The organism is Ralstonia sp. RRA, assembly GCF_037023145.1.
Taxonomy (GTDB): domain Bacteria; phylum Pseudomonadota; class Gammaproteobacteria; order Burkholderiales; family Burkholderiaceae; genus Ralstonia.
Map to the genome: position 1 here is coordinate 929,482 of NZ_CP146091.1, position 24,729 is coordinate 954,210.

The window sequence follows — 24,729 nt, forward strand, 5'->3', positions numbered from 1 at the left end:
CTGCCCACTTTCGAGTAAAATCGCACACATGGCCCGGCCTAACCCGCCGGGTCAATTTTTTGTCGGTTGTCCTCAGTTGTTCATTCGGGACGCCGCTCTTTGGGCCTCTAGCTCATGCTTGGTTAGAGCAGCGGACTCATAATCCGTTGGTGCCGGGTTCGACTCCCGGGGGGCCCACCATTCTTTCTCCCTGATTTGCGCAAATCTTTCTGTCGAATGGCTTTCTGCTATTCCGTGCGGAGCTGTATCAGGACTGATTTTTGCTGGTGCATATATCTCGCGAAATATATCCGTTTCAACATAATTCGATATATGTCGCACCGCACGATATTCCCCCCACAATCGAGGGGAGGAGTTTAAAACACTTCAAACGAACCGAATTCATTCCTTCGTTTGAAATGCTGCCAAATGGCGCCGCGCCTGCTTGCGCGAGGCATTGCAGACAATGTTTTGAATGAAATCTCTATTTACTTCATAGTCTGTGCAGACCATAGTGGCATGCATAACGACAAGTAAATAGCCAGTAGCGTACCTTCGGAGACACAGGATGTTACGCATTCAAAACGGGCCTTTCCAACATTCCGCATCTGCGCGTGCCCACGCGCGTCACCGCCATCGTCATCATCGCAGCGCGCCGGGTTTCCCGCGTTAGCTGCAACACCCCGACTGGTTTTGGCATCGGCACCCAACCGATTAGTGCGTTACGCGAGTTAACGCGCACGACAAAACACGTCCGTCTTTTCTGTTGATTTGCAGGATTGATCTGCCGCCGAGGCAGGTCGTGCGCTGTCGGCTGTCGTACGCCGACAGGCGGGGCTATTGGCCGACATTTGCCGGCAAAAACACAACAAGTTTCAAAACGTGAGGAGACAACCATGGGTAGTCGACGTCATCTTTTTGTTGTCATGGCAACCAGTTGCATAGTTGCGATGCCGTTCATCGGCGGGTGCGGCGGTGCGGACGATCCCGGCGCATCGAACGTCGCACAGTGCTCGGGTAGTTCTTGCCCGCCCAGCGGGCCAAACACCACGCCAACCACGCCGACGAGCCTGTGCCCGGCCGCGCTGGACTACACGACCACCTACACCGGCGGCTCCGGCAGCGGTGAGTACATCAAGGTCAAGTTCGATACGAGCAAGAACACGTACCAGATGCAGTTCATCGAATCGTCGGTGCCGACCTCGGCGGGGCAGGTGAACAACACGCGCAAGGGGCTGACGATCAATGGCGCGTTCGTGCATCCGACCAATTTGCCGACGCCTGAGCAGAACCGTTGCGCCTTCGTGCTGCAGTCGGGCAAGACGGCGGACAACAGCTACGCGATCACTGTCAATCCGCAAGACCCGCCGACGCTGTTTGTTGGTCAAGGCATCGTGGGCGGCGGCATCCCGGGCGCGACCATCCAGTTCGATGGCATCACGGTGGCGCCGGGCATTCCTCCGCTCGCAGTAGTGCCTTCTCGCACGTTTGATTTCTATCCGTTCCTGGGCTTTTCCCAGACCGTGACGGATTTCTCGCAAGTCGCAGGGAAGTACAACCAAGTGGGCGTGCATGTAACGCCAACGGGCTCGGGTAACCAGACGACAACGCCCCAGGGCTGGGAGCCCGATGCCGTCAATTGGACGCAGACGTTGAATGCCGACGGAACGTGTACGTCCGACAGCTCCGATTACTCGTGCCATACGACCGGCACGCCGTGGACGCTGCGAAAGAACGCCGACGGCTCGCAAGACAACGTGTTTGTCAGCAACCCGGTGAGTGCCAATTCGCCCTATGCCTTTGTCGGTCAGGTCTCGCCGATCATCCTGTTCACACCGAGCCAGGCCAAAGGGATCATGATTGCCGGCAAGCTCAATGGGCAGGTGGTGCCAGTGGTGATCCGCGTCGGCTATTCGCACAGCGATCCGGCCAACGTGCTGGCCTCCGTGGGCGATGATCAGATCGGTATCTCGATCCTGACGCCGATGACGACCATCCCGACCAATGCGCTAATGGGCGGCTATATCGGTGCTACCAGCGCATCTGCGTGCGGTGTGGTGACATCCAACGGTCCGACCACGAACATCTCTGGCGTCAACGGTATCAACCCCACGGTGGCCCATCCAGAGCTCCCCGGCACCTTTACCGGCGGCTTCTTCCATGCGTGGGCTGGCAGTTGCAATGACGGCACCGCCGTCTCCACGCTGGCCGCCAACTACACATCAACACTGTTCCAGAACGGCACCGCAGCCTTCATCAACCCGTTCAACTCGCGGGTGACGGCGCAGTTCGCGCTCGACTACACGCAAGCCTCGCCAGGCAAGTTGCTGGTCACCGCGCAGAACGACTTCAACGCGCAGGGTGCCAGCGGCAACGTCGCGTTGTTCAAAGCGGGCGACACGGGCGTCGCAGTCAAGGTGGGCAACGTGTACGCAATGCTCATGAACAACAACAAGTACAACCCGTTCTTCACGGTCGGCGCGTTCGTCCAGTGAGGCACGCAGCAACGAAATCACATGCGGCGGCGCGTGAAGTGTGCGCGCCGCCGCAGCTGAACAACAACATGGAGGAGACGCAAATGCAATGGCGTAAATGGCTGGTCGTGTTGGCGTGCGCACCGATGGTGACCGCGTGTGGTGGTGGCGGAGACGATCCGCCGGCCCCGGTGATCCAGCGCCTGTGTCCACAGGCCATCGACTACAACACCGTCTTCACGGGCGGTTCCGGTTCAGGCGAGTTGGTGAAAGTGCAGCTCGACACGACCAAGATGACGTACCAGATCACGTATCTGGCGTCGCCGATTCCGGTGACGACGGGCACGGTGGCGCCCACACGTGACACCGCTCCCAACAACGTGCAGACCGGCACGCTGACGCAGGAAACCGCACTGCCGACCGAGAAGCTTAATCAATGCGCGTTCCGCCTGAACAACGCGAGCCTCGATGCAAGCCGGCCGGCGCGTTTCTTCCTGGGGCAAGGTGTGCTGGGTGGCACGATTCCGGGGGCGACGATCCAGTTCGACGGCATCGTCGGCGTGGGCAAGATCCCGAAGACCACGTTCCCGTACTACCCGTTCATCAGCTTCTCGAGCACCGAGACGGACCTGACCAAGATCGCAGGCAACTACAACCAGCTCGGCTACCACCAGGTCCCGTCGCAGAACTTCTCGCAGCAGGCGGTCGATGCGCGTTTCACCATCAACGCGGACGGCACCTACACCGAGTGCGACAACCTGGGCGTGAAGAACGGCGGCGCGTGCCTGACATCAAGCGCGACGGTCAACCAGAAGCTGACGCTGCGTGCGGACTCGTCTGCGTTCACCACGCTGAACTACCAGCCGCAGGTGCCGGCCACGCTGTCGTCGCTTGATCCGAACAAGGCCGGTAGGGGCGTGCTGATCGTGGGCAAGCTGTACAACCAGCTCGTGCCGATCTTTATCCGGGTGGGGGCGGCCAACTCGAATCTGACTGCCGGCCCGCCGGTGGCAGACGACGAGTCCGGCATTTCGTTCCTGGCGCCGAACACCAACATCGCGCAGGGTTCGCAAGACGGTGAGTACACGGGCGTAGACAGCACGTTCAACTACCGTGCCACTGCGCTGGTGGGTGCACAGGCCACGATGCTCGATCCGTTCAATGCGTCGCAGGTTGCGCTGACGCGTCCGCTGAATCTGGACTTTACGCAAACCGTACCGGGCGTGATCCGCACCACGCAGACGAGCGCACCGGCAGGCTCGGCACCGACTGGCAAGCTGATCTTTACCGGCAAGACCTTCGGCTTCCTGGATATGAGCGATACGAAGAACCCGTACTTCACCGTGGGCGCCTTCGTGCAGTGACGTTTCCGGAATAACACGCCACGGGGTGTGGCCCTGTTTGACCCAAAGTCAGACCCACAGTCGTGCCGCGCCCCGCTCAGAACAACAGGAGGAAGCATCATGAAGAAACTGACTGTCGCATTGGTGGCGGCTTGCGCATCCGCAGGTGCCATGGCGCAGCAGGCGGGTGACAACGTGGCAACGGTGGGGTGGTTCCACATCATGCCGCAGGACTCGAGCAACAACCTGACCACCAGCGTGATCAACGCGCCGATCAACGATCCGCTGCGTTTGCCGGGTAGCTTCACGTCGCCCAACAGCGGGCTGCGCGTGAGCAACGCCAATACGCTGGGCCTCACGCTCACGCATTTCTTTACCGACAACATCGCGCTGACCACCATTGCCGGCGTGCCGCCCGAGTTCAAGCTGACCGGGCATGGCGTGATTCGCGCGCCTGGGCCGGCGGGTGCACTCGGCCACGTCGATCTGGATGACCCGTCCAACCAACCCGCGGTGCGCAAGGCACGCCAGTGGAGCCCCGGGGTCATCCTGCAGTGGTACTTCGGGCACGCGCAGTCGAAGTTCCGTCCGTTCGTGGGCGTGGGGGTGGTCTACAGCTTCTTCACCAACATCGAGCTGAATCCCAACTTCTCGGCGGCGGTCAACCGTGAACTGGGCAGCGTGCTGGCAGCCGGGGCGGGCAAGCCGGGCCCGACGTATGTGGAGGGGCAATCGTCAGCATCGTGGTCGGCCATCTTCAACCTGGGCGCGAGCTATGCCATCACCGATCGTTGGGCGTTGACGGCCACGGTGTCGTACCTGCCGCTCAAGACGGAAGCGGCCACCGTGATCAAGGCGGCGGACGGCACTACGCTGGCCACCACCAAGACCACGCTCAAGGCCAATCCGATCATCACGTTCATTGGGGTGTCATACAAGTTTTAGCCGGGTGTCGGCTGTCTGCGCCTGGCTAATTGGCGCGGCGGGAACCGAGCGGGAACCGGTTTGCGCCGCATTCTTAAGGCGGTTTCAACCGTCAGTTCTAGTGAGGCAATAAATGAGCACACGTAAAGTCGTATCTCTTGCAGTTGCACTCGCACTTGCCACCGTAGCAGCCACACCCGCATTTGCCGTGACCGTATCGCGCGCTGATGGTCAACCGATGAACGCGAGCGGCGAGCCGTTCTCGGTGACCGGCGTGACCAATCTCTCAAAAGGGGTGACCAACGTGCAATGCCAGGCCACATTCAATGGAACCATCACGCCCAGTGGCATCGTCAACATCACGTCGACCACCTTTACGGGCGGTACGCTATGCGGCTTCATCAGCGGCGTGACCCCGTGGACGGGGCAGGCCGACAGCACGACACAACTGACGATCAACAATGCCGCCGTCAATGTGCTCCTGTTGGGAAGCTGCGGGCCGAGCAGCGTGGCGACCGCCTGGGACAACAACGCTTCTTCGTTGACGTTCACCAACGCATCGATGGCGCCGGACTGTACGGTGGGTGGTACCGTCTACTCGTCACCGAAGTTCAAGGTGACGCAGTAAACACGCTCCTGGTCGACCTGCGGATGCGCAGCCGCGGTTGATCGGCATGAGACAGAGGCCCGGCATGTCGGGCCTTTTCTTCTTCATCTTCCCCAATTTTTTGAACACGATGAACAACATACGCATGGTTGTAACGACAGCGCTCGCGCTGATGCTGTCGATAGTGGGTGCCACGCCGGCGTTGGGGGTTGATCGTTCAGTAACGCCTGTGGTTCGGGCGTGGCTCGACCATTTTGCGTTTCGAAGTGGAGCAATACCCCCGTCGCCAATCGCGACAACGCATGTGTACTAGAGGTGGCATGATCCAGGCTCCCACCGCTGCAACGGGGCAGCGGTTTCTCCTCCGGAGCCAAGACATGCGTTTGCTTACCTCTGCTGCAGTGGCCATCACATTGGCCACGTCCATCGGATTCGCCCACGCCCAGACTGCCGCCCCCCCGCCTGCCGCTACGCAGCAGCGCGCCCAAGTGCCCGGTTACTACCGCATGGCCCTGGGCGACGACGTTGTCACCGCACTCTATGACGGCTATGTCGATCTGCCGGCCAAGACGCTGGTGGGCATGAGCGCGCAATTCGTGCAGAGCCTGCTGGCGCGGATGTTTGTGTCGAGCACGCCAGGCATGCAGACGGCCGTGAACGGCTATCTGATTGATACGGGCAGCCAGCGCATCCTGGTCGATACGGGTTCGGGCACATGCTTTGGCCCAACCATGGGTGGCTTGGCCGCCAACGTGCGCGCATCGGGCTATCAGCCCGAGCAGATCGACGCCGTGCTGCTGACCCACCTGCACCCGGATCACGCCTGTGGCTTGTTGACGCCGCAAGGGCAACCCGCTTTCCCCAATGCGCTGGTTTACGTGGCTGCGCCGGAAGCCGACTTCTGGCTAAGCGAAACGATTGCCGCCTCCAAGCCGAAGGACATGCAACCGTTCTTCAAGATGGCGCGCGATTCCGTCGCGCCGTATGCAGCAGCCGGCCAGCTGAAGCAGTTCAAACCGGGCGATGAGGTGGTGCAGGGTGTGCGCTCGGTGGTCGCCAACGGCCATACGCCAGGCCATAGCGGCTACCTGTTTGCCTCCAAGGGCAAGAGCTTGCTGGTGTGGGGCGACATCGTGCACAGCCACGCCGTGCAGTTCCTGCACGCCGAGGTTGCGTTTGAATACGACGTCGACCAGAAGCAGGCTGTGGCATCGCGTCGCAAGCTGTTTGCCGAAGCGGCGCAGGACAAGCTCTGGGTGGCCGGCGCGCATCTGCCGTTCCTGGGCCTGGGCCATGTGCGCCGCGACGGCAAGGCGTTTGCCTGGGTGCCGATCGAGTACGGCCCGCTGCGTACCGACCGCACAGACTAAGCCGTCATGCGCCTGCCGGCCGCTTCATCTTGCAAGTGGTCGGCAGGTCCAGGTCTTTGGCGGCGGTCGTGCTTTCGGTCTTGTGGCCCCACTGGGTGCCGTCGTAGCCGACCTTGACGGCCTTGCCGTCCACCGGCGCGATGGTCGACACCACCTGCGGCAGCAGCAACTGGTGGTCGACCTTGCGCATCGTCACCTCGCCCAGGAAGCTCTGCTTCTGCATGCCTTCCAGGGCCAGTGCAATCTTGAGCGGGTCGGTGGAGTTGGCCTTGCGGATGGCATCCGTCACGAGTTCAACGGAGAGCACGGTGCGCGGGGCGAAGTGCTCGCCAGCGGGTGTCTGGCGCACGCGCGCATCCATCTGCATCAACTGAGCATTGCCGTTGCCGGGCGTCCATTCGGACACCCACGTCACCTTGCCGATCTTGGCTTGCGACACCGCCAGCACGGTGCCCGGCGCACCCGCACCGCTGTGGTTGAGATAGCGCACGTCATAGCCCATGTCGCCGTCAGCCTTGATGAGCAGGTTCAGATCCTGCCCCCAGTTGCCAGTGAGCAGCGTGTCCGCGCCGGTCGCCTTGGCCTTCGAGACGTAGGGCGCGAAGTCCTTCACCTTGCCGATCGGGTGCAGCGTCTCCCCCGTGAATTGCACGTCGGGCCGCGCAGCAGAGATCATCTGCTTGCCCAGTGACGCCCACAACCGGCCGTGCGCGTAGTCCTGGTTCAGTGAATAGACCTTGCGGATGTCGGGCTGCGTCTTCACAAAGTTGGCCAGCGCCCGCATCTTCATGGCCGTGTTGGCCTCGGTGGCGAAGTGCCAGAAACTGCAGTGCGCGCCGGTCAGGTCGGGGTCGATGGAGGCGTAGTTGATGATCAGCACGCGCTTGTCAGGGTTGCGCTCGTTGTGCTTGGTCGCCGCGTCCACCATGGCCGCCACCACAGACGAGCCCGACCCGCCAGTGAAGATGATCTTCGCACCCGCATCGATGGCGCTTTGCAGTGCCGACAGGCTGTCTTGCGCCGACAGCTTGTTGTCGTAGGTCGTCAACTCATAGCGCGCGCCATTCAACACGCCTTGCGGCTGCGCGTTGGCATCATCGATGCCGAGTTTCAGGTTGGCGAGGAACTGTTCGCCTACATTCGACAGGGGCCCGCTCAACTGGTCGATGAACGCCACCTTGATCGGCGCAGGGTCTGCAGCGTGCGCCAGCGGTGCGCAGAGTACGGTGATCGCGCAGGCCAATGCGGACAACGGACGGGCCAAGCGGGTCGATGCGGGCATGTCTTCTCCTTGTTGTGTGGGGCGTGCTGTCTTCTCGTCTACCAGGTATCGATGAAGCGGCGCGTGGCGGGGTCGCGCGTGTGGCGCGGCGGTGCGGGCGGCGCCGATTGCAGCCCGCGGAGCAGCCAGCGGCGCGTATCGGCCGGGTCGATCACGGCGTCGATCTCCAGATAGCTGGCGATGTTGAGCGCGCGGCCTTCCTCGTAAGCTGCATCGACCATCTTGCGGAACAGCGCCTCGCGCTCCATGGGGTCTTCCACCGCTTCCAGCTCCTTGCGATAGCCGAGGCGGATAGCACCTTCGATGCCCATGCCGCCGAATTCTCCGCTCGGCCACGACGCCGTGAAGAATGGCGCATGGAAGCCGCCGGCCGCCATCGCCATAGCCCCAAGGCCGTAGCCCTTGCGCAGCACAACGGTAAAAAACGGCACGCGCAGATTGCCGGCTGTCACGAACATGCGGCTGACATGGCGCACGGTGGCCGTCTTCTCCGCCTCCGGGCCAACCATGAAGCCCGGCGTGTCGCACAGCGAGACGATGGGCAGATCAAACGCATTGCACAGCTGCATGAAGCGCGACGCCTTGTCGGCCGCCGCCGAATCGATGGCACCGCCCAGATGGCGCGGATTGTTGGCGATGCAGCCGAACGCGCGGCCCTCGATGCGGATCAGCGCGGTGATGATGCCGACGCCGAAGGCTTGGCGCAGCTCCAGCACCGAGCCGGTGTCAGCCAGCGCTTCGATCACGGCGCGCATGTCGTAGCTGCGCATGCGGTTTTCGGGGATCACGTGGCGAAGGTGGCGCGCGTCGCCGGCTTCCCATTGGGTGAGTGGCCCCTGGAAGTAGCTCAGGTAGCGGCGCGCGGCGTCGACGGCTTCGGCCTCGTCTTCGACCAGCACGTCGATCACGCCATTGGGCGCCTGCATGCTGACGGGGCCAACCTCTTCGGGCGCGTACACGCCTAGGCCGCCGCCTTCGATCATGGCCGGGCCCCCCATGCCGATGGTCGCGTCGCGCGTGGCGATGATCACGTCGGCGCAACCCAGCAGCGCGGCGTTGCCCGCAAAGCAGCGGCCCGACACGATACCGACGGTCGGCACCAGCCCCGACAGGCGCGCGAAGTGGATGAAGGTCGGGCAGTCCAGGCCGCTGACGCCGCGCTTTTCGGTATCGCCCGGCCGGCCGCCGCCACCCTCGGCAAACAGCACGACGGGCAGCTTCCATTGCTGCGCGAGTTCCAGCGCGCGGTCGGTCTTCTTGTGGTTGAAGGTGCCTTGCGTGCCGGCCAGCACGGTGTAGTCGTAGGCGAGCACCATGCAGCGCGCGTCCTGATCGGGGAAGTGCGTGCCGTTGACGGTGCCGATGCCGGTGATGATGCCGTCGGCCGGCGTCGAGCGGATCAGGTCATCCAGCGCGCGCCGCTGGCGTTGCGCGGCGATGGCCAGTGCGCCGTATTCGATGAACGAATCGGCGTCGCACAGGTGGGCGATGTTTTCACGCGCGGTGCGCTGGCCGGTCTTGCGGCGTCGCGCAACGGCATCCGGGCGGTTGGCGTCGAGGCCGAATGCGTGGCGGTCGATGACCGCTTGCAGGTCGGGACGGATGTGGTCGAGGTTGATCTCGGTGTCGGCGGACTCGGCGTGGTGTTCTGCGTCGCTCAGGAGCAGGGCTACCAGCGGCTGGCCTTCGCGCACCGTGGCGCCGGATTGCGCGCACACCTGCAGCACCTGTCCGGATGCGGGCGCTAGTACCACGTGCTCCATCTTCATCGCTTCGATCACGGCCAGCACTTGCCCGCGCGCCACGGTCTCGCCAGGTTGGGCGTTGATCTGGATCAGTGCGCCATCCATCGGTGCGGTGAGCAGTTCGGCATCGTCCGGCAACGCGTCAAGCGGCGACTCGCCCGACTCGGTCTCGCGATCGGCCGCCACGTCCGCCGATGCATGGAGTGCGGGATGCGCACCGTCGCTGGCGGTCACCAGCTCGGCCAGACGCTCGTCGAGAAACTGCGTGTGCACAGCGTTGGTTTGCACCTGAGCATCGCTCAGCAAGTCTTGCAGCAGGCGCTTGTTGGTCACCAATCCTTCGATGCGGAACTCGCACAGCGCGCGGTAGGTTTGCGCCAGGGTCTGCGCATACGTGCCGCGCGGCGCGTGCACGATCAGCTTGGCCAGCAGCGAATCGAAGCGCGGGTTGGGGCGGTAGCCGGCGTAGCCGCAGGTGTCGACGCGCACGCCGGGGCCGTTGGGCGGCTCGAACGCGGTGAGCGTGCCGGTCGAAGGATGCGGCTGGCCAGACGCGTCGAGCGTCTCGGCATTGATGCGCACCTGCACGGCGTGACCACGCGGCACGATCGGCTGATCGAGCCCCAACTCCGCGAGCGACGCACCTTGTGCCAGCGCCAATTGCGTCACCACCAGATCGATGCCCGTCACCATCTCCGTGACGGTGTGTTCGACCTGCACGCGCGGGTTGGCTTCCATGAAGTAGAACGTGGTGTGCGGCGTGCCGGTGCCCTCCAGCAAGAACTCGAAGGTGCCGATGCCGCAGTAGCCCGCAGCCTTGGCCAGCGTGACGGCTGCGTCGGCAATACGTGTGCGTAGCCCATCGTCCAATGCCGGGCTCGGCGCAATCTCGATCAGCTTCTGGTGACGACGCTGCAGGCTGCATTCGCGCTCGCCCAGGTGCGAGACATTGCCTTGTGCATCGGCGACGATCTGGATCTCGATATGACGCGGCGTGGGCACCAGCGCTTCGACGTAGACATCGCCGCTACCGAATGCGGCCGTGGCTTCGGACACGCAGCGCGCATACGCCTCGGCAATTGCCTGCGCCTCATGCACGGCACGCATGCCGCGTCCGCCGCCACCGGCCACGGCCTTGATCATCATGCCGTGCGAGGGCGGCAGCGCGGCGAAGAACGCTTGTGCATCTTCGAGCGACGTCGCGCCGCGCGTGCCGTTGACGATCGGAATGCCGGCCTCGTGAGCAAGCGCGCGCGCGCGCGCTTTGTCGCCGAAGAGGTCGAGCACCTGTGGCGAGGGCCCGATGAACCGCACGCCGGCCTGTGCACATGCGCGCGCGAAGGCAGCGTTCTCGCTCAGGAAGCCGTAGCCGGGGTGGATGGCGTCAGCACCTACCGCGCGAGCGGCGGCGAGGATGGCCTCCCCGTCGAGATACGCACGCGGCCCCGTACCAGGCAAGGGCACGGCTTCGTCGGCGCGCAGCGGGTGCAGCGCATCGCGGTCGTCTTCGGAATAGATGGCGACCGAGGGCAAGCCCACGGTGGCGGCCGCGCGGGCAATGCGAATGGCGATCTCGCCGCGATTGGCGATCAGCAGTTTGCGAAACGTCATGGAGCAAGCGTGGGTTAGAGCTGTTCTGCGAGCGGTGCGAGATCCTGCTTGCGCACCTTGCCGGTGGCGGTGAGCGGCAGCGCATCGACGATGCGCACGATGGGCACCTTGTAGACGGCCATGTTCTCGCGGCACCAATTGGTAAGCGTGGCGTCGTCTAGCGTGCCTACGGCCTCGGGGCGCAACATCACGAAGGCGACGGGGAGCTGACCGCGTTGCTCATCTGCGCGGCCCACCACAGCAGAACCGAGGATGGCGGGGTGCTTGCCGAGCATGGCTTCGATCTCGGCCGGGAATACGCTCATGCCGTTGACCTTGAGCATCTCCTTGCGGCGGCCGAGGTAGTGGACGTAACCGTACTCATCAATGCAGCCGATGTCGCCGGTGTGGAACCAGCCGTTGCGCAAGGTCTGCGCGGTGGCCTCCGGCTTGTTCCAGTAGCCCTTGAGCAGCGTGGGCGTGCGCACGCACAGTTCGCCTTCCGCGCCGATGGGCAACAGTTCGTGCGTATCGAAATCGCAGATCTTGAAGTCGGTGCCTGGCACCGGCAGTCCAACGAAGATCGGCTGCGAGCGCAGATCGAAATCATCGTCCTGCATGCCGACCGTGAAGCTGTTGCAGGTCTGCGTTTCGGTCATGCCCCAGGCACTCTCGGCCATCATCGAGCCGGTCAGTTCGCGCCATGCGCGGCGGTATTCTGGGTTCAGCTTCTTCACGAACGATGACACGCCGGTGTGTCGCAGCGAACGCAGGTTGTATTCGTGCACACGCGGATGCGCCATGACCTCGGCTGCACTGTCGACCAGCATTGAGCCGTTGGTTACTCGGTAGCGCTGCACGCCGGCCATGAAGGCCTCCGCATCCCAGCGCGCAAGCAGTACCAGCGGTACGCCGAGGAACGCAGGGAAGATCAGCCCGGTGTTCTCGCCCGCAATCCAGAACTGCGGATAGAAGCTGAGCATGACCGTGTCGGCATCGGCGCGCAGCGACACGGCCGAGAATGCGGCGGCCATGTCCACCATGTCGCCCTGCGTGTGGATGCAGCCCTTGGGCAGGCCGGTTGTGCCGCCCGTGTAGTTGAGTGCGGCTGCGGCATCAAGCGAGGCAGGCGGCAAAGAGATCGGCGTCGTCCTCGCCAGGGCAGGCATCAGGTCGATGGCATCTGCGCAGTCGAGCGGTGGCTCGGTGAGCATCGCCGGAAGCGGCAGCGTCGGCTGTGCGGGGAGCACATCTGCATAACGCGTGACGAAGACGTGTTCGAGCGAGGTTTCGGCCCGCACGTCGCTCACCAGCGGCATGAGCCGATCCAGCGCAACGATGGCGCGCGGCGTCGCATCGGTGAGCGCATGCATCAGCTCGACGCGCTGCGACAGCGGGCTGATCGGCACATACACCGCACCCAGCTTCAGGATGCCGAAGAACACCGCATTGAACTGCGGACAGTTCGACAGGAACACCGCTACCCGGTCGCCCGCGCCAATGCCATGCTGCGCGAGCAGGGCAGCAAAGCGGTCAGAGAGATCGTCGAGCTGGGCGAACGTCGTGTCATGCCCGTAGAAGTGGATGGCCGGCTTGTCTGGCGTGGTGCGCGCCCAGTGGCGTAGGTAGTCGGTGAGGGGCGCGCGCCCGATCGGGTAGTGGGGCTCACGGGGGGTATCGACCGGCCATGCGCGCGCCCAGAGCGCGCGAACGCGGCCGAGATACTCGGACTCGTCCATCGCCAAAGCTTGTCTCCGTTGGATTGTGCAGTGCGTGCGCAAAGTGGCGCCGCGCTATCTATACTTCAAGGTAATTTTTTATACCAACGGGTAGAAATATAGAAAGCGCCGTTTGATGCGTCAAGCATTTCAGCGGCGTGATGCCGCCCAGATGCGCAGACGCGGCGGCGCATCCAAAGGCGGCATGCGAGAATGCGCACCATGTCCATCGTCCGCAAATCTGCTGGTTCCGACGTGCAACCGTCTGCTGAAACCGAGGCTCCTGAGGCGCCTCCGGCCCCTGCGCCCCCTGCGCCCGTTACGCGCCCGCATATCGCCGAGCGCCAGGAGGCGCGCCGCCGGCAGATTCTCGATACCGCCGCCCAGCTCTTTTTCACCAAGGGCTACGCCGGCATGACGATGAGTGACCTGTGCACCGCCTTGGGCGTGACCAAGCCCGCGGTGTACTACTACTTCACCGACAAGTACGAGATCTTCGACATCCTGTGCCGCGAGGCCGCGCAGATCTGCCTGTCGGCGATTCGCGAGACGGCTGACCCGACGCTGCCCGTGCGGGAGCGCCTGCAAGCCTGCCTGCTAGAGATGGCGCGCCGCTGCATCGACTGCCACTATGCCGCCGCGCTTACGTACCGCGACCGCCAATATCTGCGCCCTGAAACCGTGGAGTGGCTGCACGGCATGTCGCGTGGCTACTACCGCGATCTGTATGCGCTGCTGGATGAAGGCAAGCGCGCCGGCGTGTTCGACTTTGGCGATGCGCGCGTCGCGGCGCACTCGATGGGCGGCGTGATGGGCTTCATGTACACATGGCACGACCCATCGCGTATCGACGCCAATGTGCTGGCGCACGAGCTGTCGAGCGCCATGATGAAGATCATCCTGCCGGCTGCCCCCAGCCCGGCAGTTAAACCCGCGTCTTGAGCGTTGCGCCCGCCGGTGTTTTCGGCATGGCGGGCAGGCGGAAGATCTCCGGCGTCATCAGGTCGATGCCGCAATCGAGCGTTTCCACCCAATCGATGAAGCGGTTGACCATGGCTTTCCCGCGGAAGGCTTGGCCGTGCTGCGGCACGATCCATTCGATGTCCAGCCCGCGCACCATCTGCGCCCACAGCCGGCAGACTCGGTTGCCGCTCATGTAGCGGCGGTGGAAGGGCGCCATCAGTGGCAGGTGCGCGTCAAAGTCCTCCACCGGCTTGGCCGCCACGTTGGCGTGCACCATCGATGCGCCCAGGTCGCCCGAAAAGAGAATCCGCGATTCCGGATCGTAGAACTGGAAGTTGCCCTCCGAGTGCAGGAAATGCGCCGGCACCGCCAGCAGATGCGATTGCCCCAGCGGAATCGCCATGCCCGTATCCGGAATCGGCACGATGCGGCCTTCGGTCTTGCCCACATTGCAGAAGTGCGGCAGAAAGCGCTCCCACACGCGCGAGATCAAGATGTCGCAACTGGAACTCGTGAGCCAGCGCCCGGCCGAGGCGACGATATCCGGGTCTGCGTGCGAAGCGAGTACGTAATCGAGCTGCTTGGGCGGAAAGTAGCTGTTCATCGCCAGATAGAGCGCGTTGTATGTCATCTGGCCGCCCGGGTCGATCAGCGCGCCGTGGCCGTGATCGACGATGAGGAACTGGTTGGTCTGCACCGGCAGGTCGTCGTGATCGTCCACCAGGTCGGAAAACATCAGGCAGACGTGCTCGGGCGTTTCATAAAGCGTGGTCACCATGGAGGGAGAGGGGCGCAGGTTGGGATGCCCGATGGTCGCGCAGCGTGGGCCTGGGCCTATTGATCCGTGTCAAGGCAGATGTGGTGCCCACGCGGGCGCCGGCATGCTGTTCATCCGGCCTGTGCCGACCCTCACGTGATAAACTTTTGATTTTTAACGCTTTGCGCGAGCCGCTTGCGGGTTTTCCGCTTGGGTCTGTCGCGCCGCCATGCCAACCGGCATGCTGCATCTCCCCTATGAATACTGCAACGATGTCTGAAGCGTCTGAAGCACCGGCCAACGAATCGGTGACATTCGACAGCTTCGGCCTGCATCCGGACGTCCTCCGCGCGCTGACCGAAAGCGGTTACACCAAGCCCACGCCCATCCAGGCTGCCGCCATTCCGGTGGTCACTGCCGGCCGCGACGTCATGGGCGCCGCGCAAACGGGCACCGGCAAGACCGCCGGCTTCTCGCTGCCGATCATCCACAACCTGCTGCCTGACGCCAACACGAGCGCGTCGCCGGCACGCCACCCGGTACGGGCGCTGATCCTCACGCCCACGCGTGAGCTGGCCGATCAGGTGTACGACAACGTTGCCAAGTACGCGAAGTACACGGCGCTGCGCAGCGCGGTCGTGTTCGGCGGTGTCGACATGAACCCGCAGACCGAGCAACTGCGCCGCGGCGTGGAAATCCTCGTCGCTACGCCGGGCCGTCTGCTCGACCATGTGCAACAGCGCAGCGTGAACCTGTCGCAAGTGCGCATGCTGGTGCTGGACGAAGCGGACCGCATGCTCGACATGGGCTTCCTGCCCGACCTGCAGCGCATCATCAACCTGCTGCCGGCGCATCGCCAGACGCTGCTGTTCTCGGCCACGTTCTCGCCCGAGATCAAGAAGCTGGCCGCCAGCTACCTGCGTCATCCGCAGACGATCGAAGTGGCACGCAGCAACGCCACGGCAGAGAACGTCCGCCAGATCATCTATACGGTGCCGGACAACCACAAGCAGGCCGCGCTCGTGCACCTGTTGAAGCAGCGTGCGGACCAAGGCCTGCCGCGCCAGTGCATCGTGTTCTCCAACAGCAAGATCGGCTGTTCACGCTTGGCGCGTGCGCTGGAGCGCGAAGGCATCAACGCCAACGCCATCCACGGCGACAAGACGCAGACCGAGCGCATGCAAACGCTCGAAGCGTTCAAGCAGGGCACCGTCGACGTGCTGGTTGCCACCGACGTGGCAGCGCGCGGTCTCGATATCTCGCAGATGCCATGCGTGATCAACTTTGACCTGCCGTTCAATGCGGAAGACTACGTGCACCGCATCGGCCGTACGGGTCGTGCCGGCGCCTCGGGTGATGCACTGTCGCTGTTCGCGCCGGGTGACGAGCGTTTCCTGGCCGACATCGAAAAGCTGATCAAGCGCAACCTGCCGCGCGAGCAACTGACCGACTTCGACCCGACCGGCGAGCAGGCCCGCGACCGTGAGCGCCGCGAGCGCGATGAGAAGCGTGCGCGCGGTGAAGTCCGGCGCGCCCGCGAGCGTGATGAGCGCAATGGCGCCCGCGTGCTGGATCACACCATCGTGCGCCCGGCGTTCCGTCCGTCCGACGATCCGTTCTTCAACCGCCCGTACGAATCGACGGCGCCGGCTGAAACCGCAGAGACAGCCAAGCCGGCACAACCGGCAGGTCATCCGCGCAGCGCCAAGCGTCCGATTGCAGCACTCCTTGGTGGCGTGCCGCGCAAGCGCTAAGTCATTGCGTTGAAAACGGCGACAACTATGTCGCCGGGGTCACGCAGTTGCCAATCGTGCAAGGCGATTGGCCCAGGCCGGGACGGCGTCCCGGTAGAACCCCTCCAGATCTTCCGCTCGAATCTCCAGCCCCAGATGCCGCGCCGCTTCGGTCAGTGCGGCGAGCGGCTGGCTGCGGTTGATGGCGCGTGCGCCGGTCTGCTTGCTCAGCTTTTCACCGTCGGCGTTGACCACCACTGGCACGTGCATGTAGCGCACGGGGGGTAGCCCAAGCAGTTGTTGCAGATAGATCTGGCGTGGCGTCGAGTCGAGCAGGTCGGCCCCGCGCACCACATCGGTAATGCCTTGTGCGGCATCGTCTGCCACCACGGCAATCTGATACGCCCACATGCCATCGGCGCGCTTGAGCACGAAATCGCCCACGGCTTCGGCGAGGTTCTGACACTGCGTGCCTTGCCAGCGGTCCTCAAAGCAGATTGTGGCGGTGTCGGCCTCCGGCACGCGCACACGCCATGCGCGCGGCGAGCGCCCATTCAAGCCGTTGCGACAGGTGCCGGGATAGATGAGTGTCTGGTGGCGCAGGCGGCCATTCGCGTCGATGGTGGTGACGGAGTCGGCAATCTCGCGGCGCGTGCAGCCGCATGGATAGAGCCGGTCGACGGCCTGCAGTTGTGCCAGCGCCGTTTCAAAACGATGCAGATGCGCGCTCTGCCATTGCGGGGCTTCGTCAGGCGTCAGGCCAAGTGCTTCGAGTGCGGCAAGGATGTCGCGATCGGCGCCGGGCACATTGCGCTGGAAGTCGATGTCTTCAATGCGCACCAGCCACGTGCCGCCGTGCACGCGGGCATCAAGCCAGCTTGCCAGCGCAGTGACCAGTGAACCGATGTGCAGCGGCCCCGTGGGCGAGGGCGCGAAGCGGCCACGGTACGCGTCGCGCACCGGCGTGGCAGAAGGATCGGGAAAATCGAGATTGGCTTGGGACAACGCAAAACTCCAGGCACGGATTCCACTATTTTGCGCGATTTTGCCTGCGTGCCCCTGCAATTGCCGTTACTGCATCAGCAGTGCCTGCGCCAGGCGCGGGTCTTCCAGCTTGTCGACCCACCATTGCAATGCCTTGCCGCGCATGTTGTTGCGCCACGCCACCTGGAATGTGCCGAGGCGGCGGTCTTCGGTGGTTTCCTTGGCGATCAGCACACCGGAATCGAGATACGGCTGCGCCAGCGGTACCGGCAGCCAACCGCAGCCCAGGCCACGGATCTGCGCCTGGATTTTGTCATCCATGGTCGGCACCACCAGTGTGTCCTGGCCAGCCATGACACCGATGGTGCGTGCCGGCAGGTTGCGTGACGTATCGCCCACGGCAACGATGCGATGGCGCGCGATGGCCGCTGCGGGGACAGGCTCCTGTGCCTGCGCAAGCGGGTGGTGCGTCGCCACCGCAAAGACGAATGGAATGGCGCCAAGCGTGCGCGTCTGTACACCTTGCACTGGCGCGGTGTGCGCGGGGCCGAGCAGCAGATCGGCGCGCCCGGAGAGCAGGGCGTCCCACGTGCCGCCCAGGACTTCACGGCTGAAGCGCAAGCGGGTGGCGGTGTTCTCAGCGTAGAAATCCTGGATCACAGGCAGCAGCGCGCGAAAGTACACAAGGTTGTCCAGCACGATGGTCAGCGTGGCCTCCCAGCCGGTGGCCAGGCGCTTGACGCGGCGGGCCAGGTCGTCGGCGGCCTGCAGCAGATGGCGGCCTTCGTCGAGCAGTGCGCGGCCGGCGGGCGTGAGTTCTGCGCGGTGGCGGCGGCGGTCAAACAGCAACACATCCAGATCATCCTCCAGCTTGCGCACCACATACGTGAGCGCGGAGGGCACCTTGCCCAGTTCATGCGCGGCGGCGGCAAAGCTACCCTTGCGTTCAATCGCGTCCAAGACTTCCAGGGATTCCAGCGAGAGCGCCATATTCAGAATTTTTGATGGAATGAATCAAAGCCGTACGGCGCAACTATAGCCAATCTGCGTACCATTCACACATCAACGCAGTAATTTGGATAGGAGATTCATCAAAATGATTGAAATCCGCCACTCTCAAGACCGCGGTTACGCAGACCACGGCTGGCTCAAGTCGTATCACAGCTTCTCGTTTGCCGATTACATGGACCCGGAGCACGTCCAGTTCGGGCCGCTACGCGTCATCAACGAAGACCGCGTTGCCGCCGGCATGGGCTTCGGCACGCACGGCCACCGCGACATGGAAATCATCAGCTACGTGCTGGACGGTGAGCTGGCGCACAAGGACAGCATGGGCAATGGCAGCGTACTGCGCCCCGGCGACGTGCAACGCATGACGGCTGGGACAGGCGTACGTCACTCCGAGTTCAACCACGCGCAGGACCAGACCACGCATTTCCTGCAGATCTGGGTGCTGCCCGCGCAGTTGAACCTCACGCCCGGCTACGAAGAGCGCCGCTTTGATGACGCTGCCAAGCGCGGCAAGCTGGCCCTCATTGCCAGCAATGACGGACGCAATGACTCGGTGACGGTGCATCAGGACATGTCGCTCTACGCTGGCCGATTCGATGGCGCCGAAACGGCGACGCTGCCCATCGCCGAGGGCCGTCGCGTCTACGTGCACGTGGTGCGTGGCAAGCTGAGCGTCAACGGTCGCACCCTGGTCGGTGGCGATGCTGCCAAGCTCACCAGCGAAGCGGCGGTGACGCTCTCCGGCGGCGAAGACAGCGAAGTGCTGGTGTTCGATTTGCCGTAATGTTGGCGGCGCACGCTAGGTGCGCCGTTTTTCGTTTTTCTGTTGTTTCCTGTCGTACCCCAACCCACAAGAGGATTCCCATGGCACACGTTGCGATCGTTTATCACAGTGGTTATGGCCATACCAAGAAGCAGGCCGAGGCTGTTTTTGCCGGCGTGCAAGCCGCCGGCGCCGAAGCTCACCTGATCTCGGTGGCCGACGTCAATGACGACACCTGGACGCTGCTCGCTGGTGTCGACACCATCATCTTTGGCGCGCCGACCTACATGGGCGGTGTCTCGGGCGACTTCAAGAAATTTGCCGATGCCTCGTCCAAGGCATGGTTCACCGGCGCATGGAAGGACAAGATCGCCGCGGGCTTCACGAACTCGGCGTCGATGAACGGCGACAAATTCTCGTCGATCCAGTACCTATGGACGCTGTCGCAGCAGCACGGAATGATCTGGGTTGGCACTGGCATGATGCCGGCCAACAGCAAGGCGGCCACGCGCAACGACGTGAACTACCTGGGTGGGTTTGGTGGTGCGTTGTCGCAATCGCCGTCGGACGCCAGCCCCGAAGAAGGCCCGCTGCCCGGTGATCTGGAAACCGCCAAGCTGTTCGGCGAACGCGTTGTCGCCATCACCAACCAGTTCGTGCGCGGCCGTCAGTAAGAAGGTTGAGCGCCCAAAGAAGAACGCCGGCATGTCCGGCGTTTTTTATTGGTGCGCGATGTGGAATGTAGGCTCAGAACCGCGTGCCCGCTCCGCAGAAGACGCCACGGTTCGATCCACCTGCGCAACTCGTCGAGCAACCGCCCAATGTCGCAAGGCAGAGCACGCAGAGGAGGGTGACGGCGAGGCGCTTCATGCGGCGGCGCGGGTCTTCTGGCTGTCCGCGCAATGCGGGCAGCGCTGGCCGGGGATGTAGTCGGGGGATTGCTGCTCTTCCGGCGTGACCACGGCGCGGCAGGCGAAGCATTGCTTGGGGCCGGCCGGCAGCAATTCGGGGTTGAGCGCCGTGCGGTGGTCGAAGACAAAGCAGTCGCCGTCGTAGTGATCGCCGCCCACTTCTTCGAAGTACTTGAGGATGCCGCCTTCGAGCTGGTACACGCGCTCCACGCCGATCTCCTGCATGTGGATGGCCGCCTTTTCGCAGCGGATGCCGCCCGTGCAGAACGACACGACGGTCTTGCCGGCAAAGTCGTCCTTGTGCGCGGCAATGGCGGGCGGGAATTCGGTGAACTTCTTGAGGTTGTATTCGACGACGTTCTTGAAGGTGCCGACCGCCACTTCATAGTCATTGCGCGTGTCGAGCATCACCACGGGGCGGCCTTCGTCGTCGTGGCCCTGATCGAGCCAGCGCTTCAGGTTCGGCGGCGTGACAAATGGAGCACGGCCATCTTCCGGGCGGATCAGCGGATGGCGCATGGTGATGATTTCTTTCTTCAGGCGCACCAGCAGGCGGCGGAACGGCTGATGGTCGGACAGGCTTTCCTTCGGTGCCAGATCGGCAAAGCGCGGATCGGCGCGCAGCCAGCCGACGATGCCGTCGATCGCCTCACGCGAGCCCGCCAGGAAGATGTTGATGCCCTCGGGTGCCAGCAGCACGGTGCCCTTGAGCTCGCGCGCCTGGCACTCGGCCAGCAGGGCGGGGCGCAGGGTCTCGCGGTCTTCGAGGGTGACGAATTTGTAAGCGGAAATATTGACGATCTGCATGTGCTGCCGCGCCGGTTTTGGGGCGCCTGGGTAACCCGTTGATTCGTAAGCCGAAATTATAACGGCCCACGCAGCGGCGCGGGTTGCTACAGGTCAATTCGGTAGGCGCCGAATGCTTGACGGAAGGTGTCAGCCGTTACAATACGCGGATGAATTCGCCGCGCTTTGTCCACCTCCGTCTCCACTCCGAGTATTCCGTCGTCGATGGCAACGTCCGCCTTGACGACGCCGTCAAGGCCGCCGCCAAAGATGGCATGGGCGCCCTGGCGCTGACTGATCTCGCCAACGCCTTCGGGCTGGTGCGCTTCTACAAGGAAGCGCGCGGCAAGGGCATCAAGCCCATCGTCGGTGCCGACGTGTGGATCACCAATCACGACGAGCGCGACAAGCCCAGCCGCCTGCTGCTGCTGGTGCGTAACAAGCAGGGTTATCTCAATCTGTGCCAATTGCTGGCACGTGCTTGGCTGAGCAATCAACATCGCGGTCGCGCAGAAATTGCCCCCGAATGGTTTGACGAGCCCGGCGTAGAAGATGCGCCGCTTGCGACCGGCTTGCTGGCCTTGTCCGGCGGCATGGCCGGTGATATCGGCATGGCGTTGGCCAACGGCAACGATGCGCTGGCGCGCAAGCTGGCGACAAACTGGTCGCGCATCTTCCCGAACGCGTTCTACATCGAGCTGCAGCGTGCCGGCCACGCCGGCACCGAGGCGTACATCCAGCAGGCGGTGAAGCTGGCGTCGGCGATGCAACTGCCAGTGGTTGCCACACATCCGGTGCAGTTCATGACGCCGGATGACTTTACGGCGCACGAGGCGCGTACGTGCATCTCGGAAGGCGAGTTGCTCGCCAACCCGCGCCGCGCCCGCCGCTTCACGACCGACCAGTATTTCAAGACGCAGGACGAGATGTGCGCGCTGTTTGCCGACATCCCGTCCGCGCTGGCCAACGCGGTGCAGATCGCGCAGCGTTGCAACCTCACGCTGGAGCTGGGCAAGCCCAAGCTGCCGCTGTTCCCGACGCCCGACGGCATGTCGCTGGACGACTACCTCGTCCACCTCGCCAAGGAAGGTCTGGAAAAGCGCATGGAAGTGCTGTTCCCCGACGAGGCGGTACGCGAATCGAAGCGGCCCGAGTACTACGCCCGCCTGGAGTTCGAGACCGGCACCATCATCAAGATGGGCTTCCCGGGCTACTTCCTGATCGTGGCGGACTTCATCAACTGGGCCAAGAACAACGGCGTGCCGGTGGGGCCGGGCCGGGGCTCGGGTGCTGGCTCGCTGGTGGCGTATGCGCTGGGCATTACCGATCTGGACCCGCTCAAGTACAACCTCCTGTTCGAGCGTTTCCTGAACCCGGAACGTGTGTCGATGCCTGACTTCGACATCGACTTCTGCCAGCACGGGCGCGACCGCGTCATCCAGTACGTGAAGGAAAAGTACGGCAAGGACGCCGTCTCGCAGATCGCCACCTTCGGCACCATGGCCGCCAAGGCCGCGGTGCGCGACGTGGGCCGCGTGCTTGATCTCGGCTACAACTTCGTCGATGGCGTGGCCAAGCTGATCCCGTTCAAGCCGGGCAAGCTCGTCACGCTGGAAGAGGCGAAGAAGGAAGAGCCGCTGCTGGCCGAGCGTGAAGCCAACGAAGAAGAAGTCAAACAGCTGCTGGAACTTGCCCAGCGCGTGGAAGGCATGACACGTAACGTCGGCATGCACGCGGGCGGTGTGCTGATCGCCCCGGGCAAGCTGACCGATTTCTGCCCGCTCTATACGCAGGGCGGGGAAGACGCCGGCGTCGTCAGCCAGTACGACAAGGACGACGTGGAAGCCGTGGGCTTGGTCAAGTTCGACTTCTTGGGCCTGACTACGCTGACCATCCTAGACTGGGCCGAGCGCTATATCCGCATGCTCGACCCGTCCAAGGCGGACTGGAATTGCAGCCAGATTCCGCTGACCGACAAGGCGGCGTTCGACATCCTCAAATCGGCCAACACGGTCGCCGTATTCCAGCTGGAAAGCCGCGGCATGCAGGGCATGCTGAAGGACGCCAAGCCTGACCGCTTCGAGGACATCATCGCCCTGGTGGCTTTGTATCGCCCAGGCCCGATGGACCTGATCCCCAGCTTCTGCGCCCGTAAGCACGGCCGCGAGAAGGTGGAGTACCCCGACCCGCGCGTCGAGCCGGTGCTCAAGGAGACCTACGGCATCATGGTCTACCAGGAGCAGGTGATGCAGATGGCGCAGATCGTGGGCGGCTACTCGCTCGGCGGCGCCGACTTGCTGCGCCGTGCGATGGGTAAGAAGAAGGCTGAAGAAATGGCCGAGCACCGCGCGCTGTTCCGTGCGGGTGCCGCCAAGGATGGCCTGACCACCGAAAAGGCCGACGAAATCTTCGACTTGATGGAGAAGTTCGCGGGCTACGGCTTCAACAAGTCGCACGCGGCGGCGTATGCGCTGCTGGCGTACTACACCGCATGGCTCAAGGCGCATCACCCGGCCGAATTCATGGCAGCCAACATGTCGCTCGCCATGGACGACACCGATAAGGTGAAGGTCCTCTATGACGATTGCGTCGGCAAGAACGGCCTGAAGGTGCTGCCGCCCGACATCAATGCGAGCCAGTACCGCTTTGCGCCGACCGATGCCAAGACCATCCGCTACGGCCTGGGTGGCATCAAGGGCAGCGGGCAGGGTGCCATCGAAGATATCCTGCGCGCGCGCGAAGACGGTCCGTTCAAAGACCTGTTCGATTTCTGCGAGCGTGTTGACCGCCGCCAGGTCAATCGCCGCACGATCGAAGCATTGGTGCGTGCCGGCGCGTTCGACAGCCTCAATGACAATCGCGCGCAGCTGCTCGCCTCGATCGGCCTGGCCATGGAAGCCGCCGAGCAGAAGGCTGCCGCGGCAAACCAAGTCTCGCTGTTCGATCTGATGAGCGGCGACGATGCCGAAGCGCACCGCCCTGAACTCGTCGACGAGCCGGCCTGGACCACCAAGCGCAAGCTGCAGGAAGAAAAGCAGGCGCTGGGCTTCTACCTGTCCGGCCACCTGTTCGACGAATGCCGCGACGAGGTGCGCCGCTTTGCGCGCACCACGCTGGCCGACCTCGCCCAGGAAGTGACGAGCAAGGGCAACGGCGGCGGTGGCGGTGCGGGTGGTGGCTGGGGGGGCAACCGCGACGCGCGCAACAAGACCGTCGCCGGCGTCATCGTTGGCCAGCGCACGCAGATGACCCAGCGCGGCAAGATGCTTATCGTCATGCTCGACGACGGCTCTGCCAGCGAGGCGACCGAAGTGACGGTCTTCAACGAAGTCTTCGAAGCCAACCGCGCGTTGTTCAAGGAAGACGAAGTGCTGATCGTGCAGGGCAGTGCCCGCCACGACATGTTCACCGGTGGGGTGCGCGTGACGGCCGAGTCGGTGATGGACCTGACGCAGGCGCGCGCCAAGTTTGCCCGCGCCATCCGGTTGTCGATGAACGGCAATTCGACATCTGCCAAGTTGCGCGACCTATTGGCGCCACACGTGGCAACGGATGGCAACGGCGTGTCCGTGCGCATCAGCTATATCTGCGAGCAGGCTCGCTGCGAGGCCGTGCTGGGCGATGCCTGGCGCATCGTGCCTAGCGAGGAGGCGATCGCGGCGCTGCGCCAGGCGCTGGACGCCGAGAACGTGCTCACGATGTACGACTAATTCGAAGAGGGTGCCGGGGGGCGCCTTCGTCGGGCGCCGGCCCGACACCACAGCAGACTTCACACGATTACATCCTCAG

At 63.6% G+C, this 24,729-nt stretch carries 17 protein-coding genes and 1 tRNA gene; 11 read left to right on the top strand and 7 right to left on the bottom strand.

From position 1 onward, the window contains the following. Positions 1 to 101 precede the first annotated feature (101 nt). The 6 genes from V6657_RS04515 (at position 102) to V6657_RS04540 (ending at position 6,697) form a co-directional block, all read left to right on the top strand. Positions 102 to 180, top strand: a tRNA-Ile gene (locus tag V6657_RS04515). A gap of 695 nt (positions 181 to 875) precedes the next feature. After that, positions 876 to 2,474, top strand: coding sequence for a DUF2957 domain-containing protein (locus tag V6657_RS04520; protein WP_048931904.1), 1,599 nt, complete (start codon positions 876 to 878; stop codon positions 2,472 to 2,474). 83 nt (positions 2,475 to 2,557) lie between these two features. After that, a complete protein-coding gene (locus V6657_RS04525; RefSeq protein ID WP_048931996.1) occupies positions 2,558 to 3,817 on the top strand; it encodes a DUF2957 domain-containing protein in 1,260 nt (419 codons plus the stop codon). A gap of 99 nt (positions 3,818 to 3,916) precedes the next feature. Beyond that, positions 3,917 to 4,741: an OmpW family outer membrane protein gene (locus V6657_RS04530; protein ID WP_048931905.1), complete on the top strand. Its 825-nt coding sequence runs from the start codon at positions 3,917 to 3,919 to the stop codon at positions 4,739 to 4,741. A gap of 112 nt (positions 4,742 to 4,853) precedes the next feature. Further along, positions 4,854 to 5,348: a hypothetical protein gene (locus tag V6657_RS04535; RefSeq protein ID WP_048931906.1), complete on the top strand. Its 495-nt coding sequence runs from the start codon at positions 4,854 to 4,856 to the stop codon at positions 5,346 to 5,348. Between the two features lie 356 nt (positions 5,349 to 5,704). After that, on the top strand, positions 5,705 to 6,697 hold the full coding sequence (locus tag V6657_RS04540) for an MBL fold metallo-hydrolase (protein ID WP_048931908.1): 993 nt from the start codon (positions 5,705 to 5,707) through the stop codon (positions 6,695 to 6,697). Positions 6,698 to 6,701: 4 nt separating this feature from the next. Here V6657_RS04540 and V6657_RS04545 read toward each other — a convergent pair whose 3' ends face one another. From V6657_RS04545 to V6657_RS04555, 3 genes are read right to left on the bottom strand one after another with little or no spacing between them, the layout of a single operon-like run. Next, positions 6,702 to 7,979: a branched-chain amino acid ABC transporter substrate-binding protein gene (locus V6657_RS04545; RefSeq protein WP_048931909.1), complete on the bottom strand. Its 1,278-nt coding sequence runs from the start codon at positions 7,977 to 7,979 to the stop codon at positions 6,702 to 6,704. Positions 7,980 to 8,017: 38 nt separating this feature from the next. After that, on the bottom strand, positions 8,018 to 11,335 hold the full coding sequence (locus tag V6657_RS04550) for a carboxyl transferase domain-containing protein (protein WP_048931910.1): 3,318 nt from the start codon (positions 11,333 to 11,335) through the stop codon (positions 8,018 to 8,020). A gap of 14 nt (positions 11,336 to 11,349) precedes the next feature. Continuing rightward, positions 11,350 to 13,053: an AMP-binding protein gene (locus tag V6657_RS04555; protein WP_048931911.1), complete on the bottom strand. Its 1,704-nt coding sequence runs from the start codon at positions 13,051 to 13,053 to the stop codon at positions 11,350 to 11,352. Between the two features lie 201 nt (positions 13,054 to 13,254). On the opposite strand from V6657_RS04555, the gene V6657_RS04560 reads away from it, so the two are divergent. Continuing rightward, positions 13,255 to 13,974, top strand: a complete 720-nt coding sequence (locus V6657_RS04560) for a TetR/AcrR family transcriptional regulator (protein WP_048931997.1) — start codon at positions 13,255 to 13,257, stop codon at positions 13,972 to 13,974. Here V6657_RS04560 and V6657_RS04565 read toward each other — a convergent pair. After that, positions 13,958 to 14,773 carry an MBL fold metallo-hydrolase gene (locus V6657_RS04565; RefSeq protein WP_048931912.1) on the bottom strand — a complete coding sequence of 272 codons (816 nt, stop codon included), beginning with the start codon at positions 14,771 to 14,773 and terminating at the stop codon, positions 13,958 to 13,960. The genes V6657_RS04560 and V6657_RS04565 overlap by 17 nt on opposite strands. Positions 14,774 to 15,009: 236 nt before the next feature. On the opposite strand from V6657_RS04565, the gene V6657_RS04570 reads away from it, so the two are divergent. Beyond that, positions 15,010 to 16,506 (top strand): DEAD/DEAH box helicase, encoded by a 1,497-nt coding sequence (locus V6657_RS04570; RefSeq protein WP_048931913.1) that lies wholly within the window; start codon positions 15,010 to 15,012, stop codon positions 16,504 to 16,506. A 39-nt stretch (positions 16,507 to 16,545) separates the two neighbouring features. Here the strand turns inward: V6657_RS04570 and gluQRS are convergent, their stop codons facing one another. After that, positions 16,546 to 17,490, bottom strand: a complete 945-nt coding sequence (gluQRS, locus tag V6657_RS04575; protein WP_048931914.1) for a tRNA glutamyl-Q(34) synthetase GluQRS — start codon at positions 17,488 to 17,490, stop codon at positions 16,546 to 16,548. Between the two features lie 66 nt (positions 17,491 to 17,556). Beyond that, the gene (locus V6657_RS04580) at positions 17,557 to 18,459 is read right to left on the bottom strand and encodes a LysR family transcriptional regulator (protein WP_048931915.1); all 903 of its coding nucleotides are present in this window, start codon (positions 18,457 to 18,459) and stop codon (positions 17,557 to 17,559) included. A gap of 106 nt (positions 18,460 to 18,565) precedes the next feature. Here V6657_RS04580 and V6657_RS04585 point away from each other — a divergent pair, with 106 nt between their 5' ends. Next, the gene (locus V6657_RS04585) at positions 18,566 to 19,264 is read left to right on the top strand and encodes a pirin family protein (RefSeq protein WP_048931916.1); all 699 of its coding nucleotides are present in this window, start codon (positions 18,566 to 18,568) and stop codon (positions 19,262 to 19,264) included. An 80-nt stretch (positions 19,265 to 19,344) separates the two neighbouring features. After that, positions 19,345 to 19,917 (top strand): flavodoxin family protein, encoded by a 573-nt coding sequence (locus V6657_RS04590; RefSeq protein ID WP_048931917.1) that lies wholly within the window; start codon positions 19,345 to 19,347, stop codon positions 19,915 to 19,917. 192 nt (positions 19,918 to 20,109) lie between these two features. Here V6657_RS04590 and V6657_RS04595 read toward each other — a convergent pair whose 3' ends face one another. After that, positions 20,110 to 20,961, bottom strand: a complete 852-nt coding sequence (locus V6657_RS04595; RefSeq protein ID WP_048931918.1) for a sulfurtransferase — start codon at positions 20,959 to 20,961, stop codon at positions 20,110 to 20,112. 149 nt (positions 20,962 to 21,110) lie between these two features. On the opposite strand from V6657_RS04595, the gene dnaE reads away from it, so the two are divergent. Further along, complete coding sequence (gene dnaE / locus V6657_RS04600) at positions 21,111 to 24,650, top strand: DNA polymerase III subunit alpha (RefSeq protein ID WP_048931919.1); 3,540 nt, start codon at positions 21,111 to 21,113, stop codon at positions 24,648 to 24,650. Positions 24,651 to 24,729: the final 79 nt, after the last annotated feature.

Coding starts and splice junctions, on each gene's coding strand:
- V6657_RS04520 (WP_048931904.1), top strand. CDS start 876: ATGGGTAGTCGACGTCATCTTTTTGTTGTCATGGCAACCAGTTGCATA.
- V6657_RS04555 (WP_048931911.1), bottom strand. CDS start 13,053: ATGGACGAGTCCGAGTATCTCGGCCGCGTTCGCGCGCTCTGGGCGCGC.
- V6657_RS04550 (WP_048931910.1), bottom strand. CDS start 11,335: ATGACGTTTCGCAAACTGCTGATCGCCAATCGCGGCGAGATCGCCATT.
- V6657_RS04565 (WP_048931912.1), bottom strand. CDS start 14,773: ATGGTGACCACGCTTTATGAAACGCCCGAGCACGTCTGCCTGATGTTT.
- V6657_RS04560 (WP_048931997.1), top strand. CDS start 13,255: ATGTCCATCGTCCGCAAATCTGCTGGTTCCGACGTGCAACCGTCTGCT.
- V6657_RS04595 (WP_048931918.1), bottom strand. CDS start 20,961: ATGCAGATCGTCAATATTTCCGCTTACAAATTCGTCACCCTCGAAGAC.
- V6657_RS04585 (WP_048931916.1), top strand. CDS start 18,566: ATGATTGAAATCCGCCACTCTCAAGACCGCGGTTACGCAGACCACGGC.
- V6657_RS04590 (WP_048931917.1), top strand. CDS start 19,345: ATGGCACACGTTGCGATCGTTTATCACAGTGGTTATGGCCATACCAAG.
- dnaE (WP_048931919.1), top strand. CDS start 21,111: ATGAATTCGCCGCGCTTTGTCCACCTCCGTCTCCACTCCGAGTATTCC.
- V6657_RS04570 (WP_048931913.1), top strand. CDS start 15,010: ATGAATACTGCAACGATGTCTGAAGCGTCTGAAGCACCGGCCAACGAA.
- V6657_RS04525 (WP_048931996.1), top strand. CDS start 2,558: ATGCAATGGCGTAAATGGCTGGTCGTGTTGGCGTGCGCACCGATGGTG.
- V6657_RS04545 (WP_048931909.1), bottom strand. CDS start 7,979: ATGCCCGCATCGACCCGCTTGGCCCGTCCGTTGTCCGCATTGGCCTGC.
- V6657_RS04535 (WP_048931906.1), top strand. CDS start 4,854: ATGAGCACACGTAAAGTCGTATCTCTTGCAGTTGCACTCGCACTTGCC.
- V6657_RS04540 (WP_048931908.1), top strand. CDS start 5,705: ATGCGTTTGCTTACCTCTGCTGCAGTGGCCATCACATTGGCCACGTCC.
- V6657_RS04580 (WP_048931915.1), bottom strand. CDS start 18,459: ATGGCGCTCTCGCTGGAATCCCTGGAAGTCTTGGACGCGATTGAACGC.
- V6657_RS04530 (WP_048931905.1), top strand. CDS start 3,917: ATGAAGAAACTGACTGTCGCATTGGTGGCGGCTTGCGCATCCGCAGGT.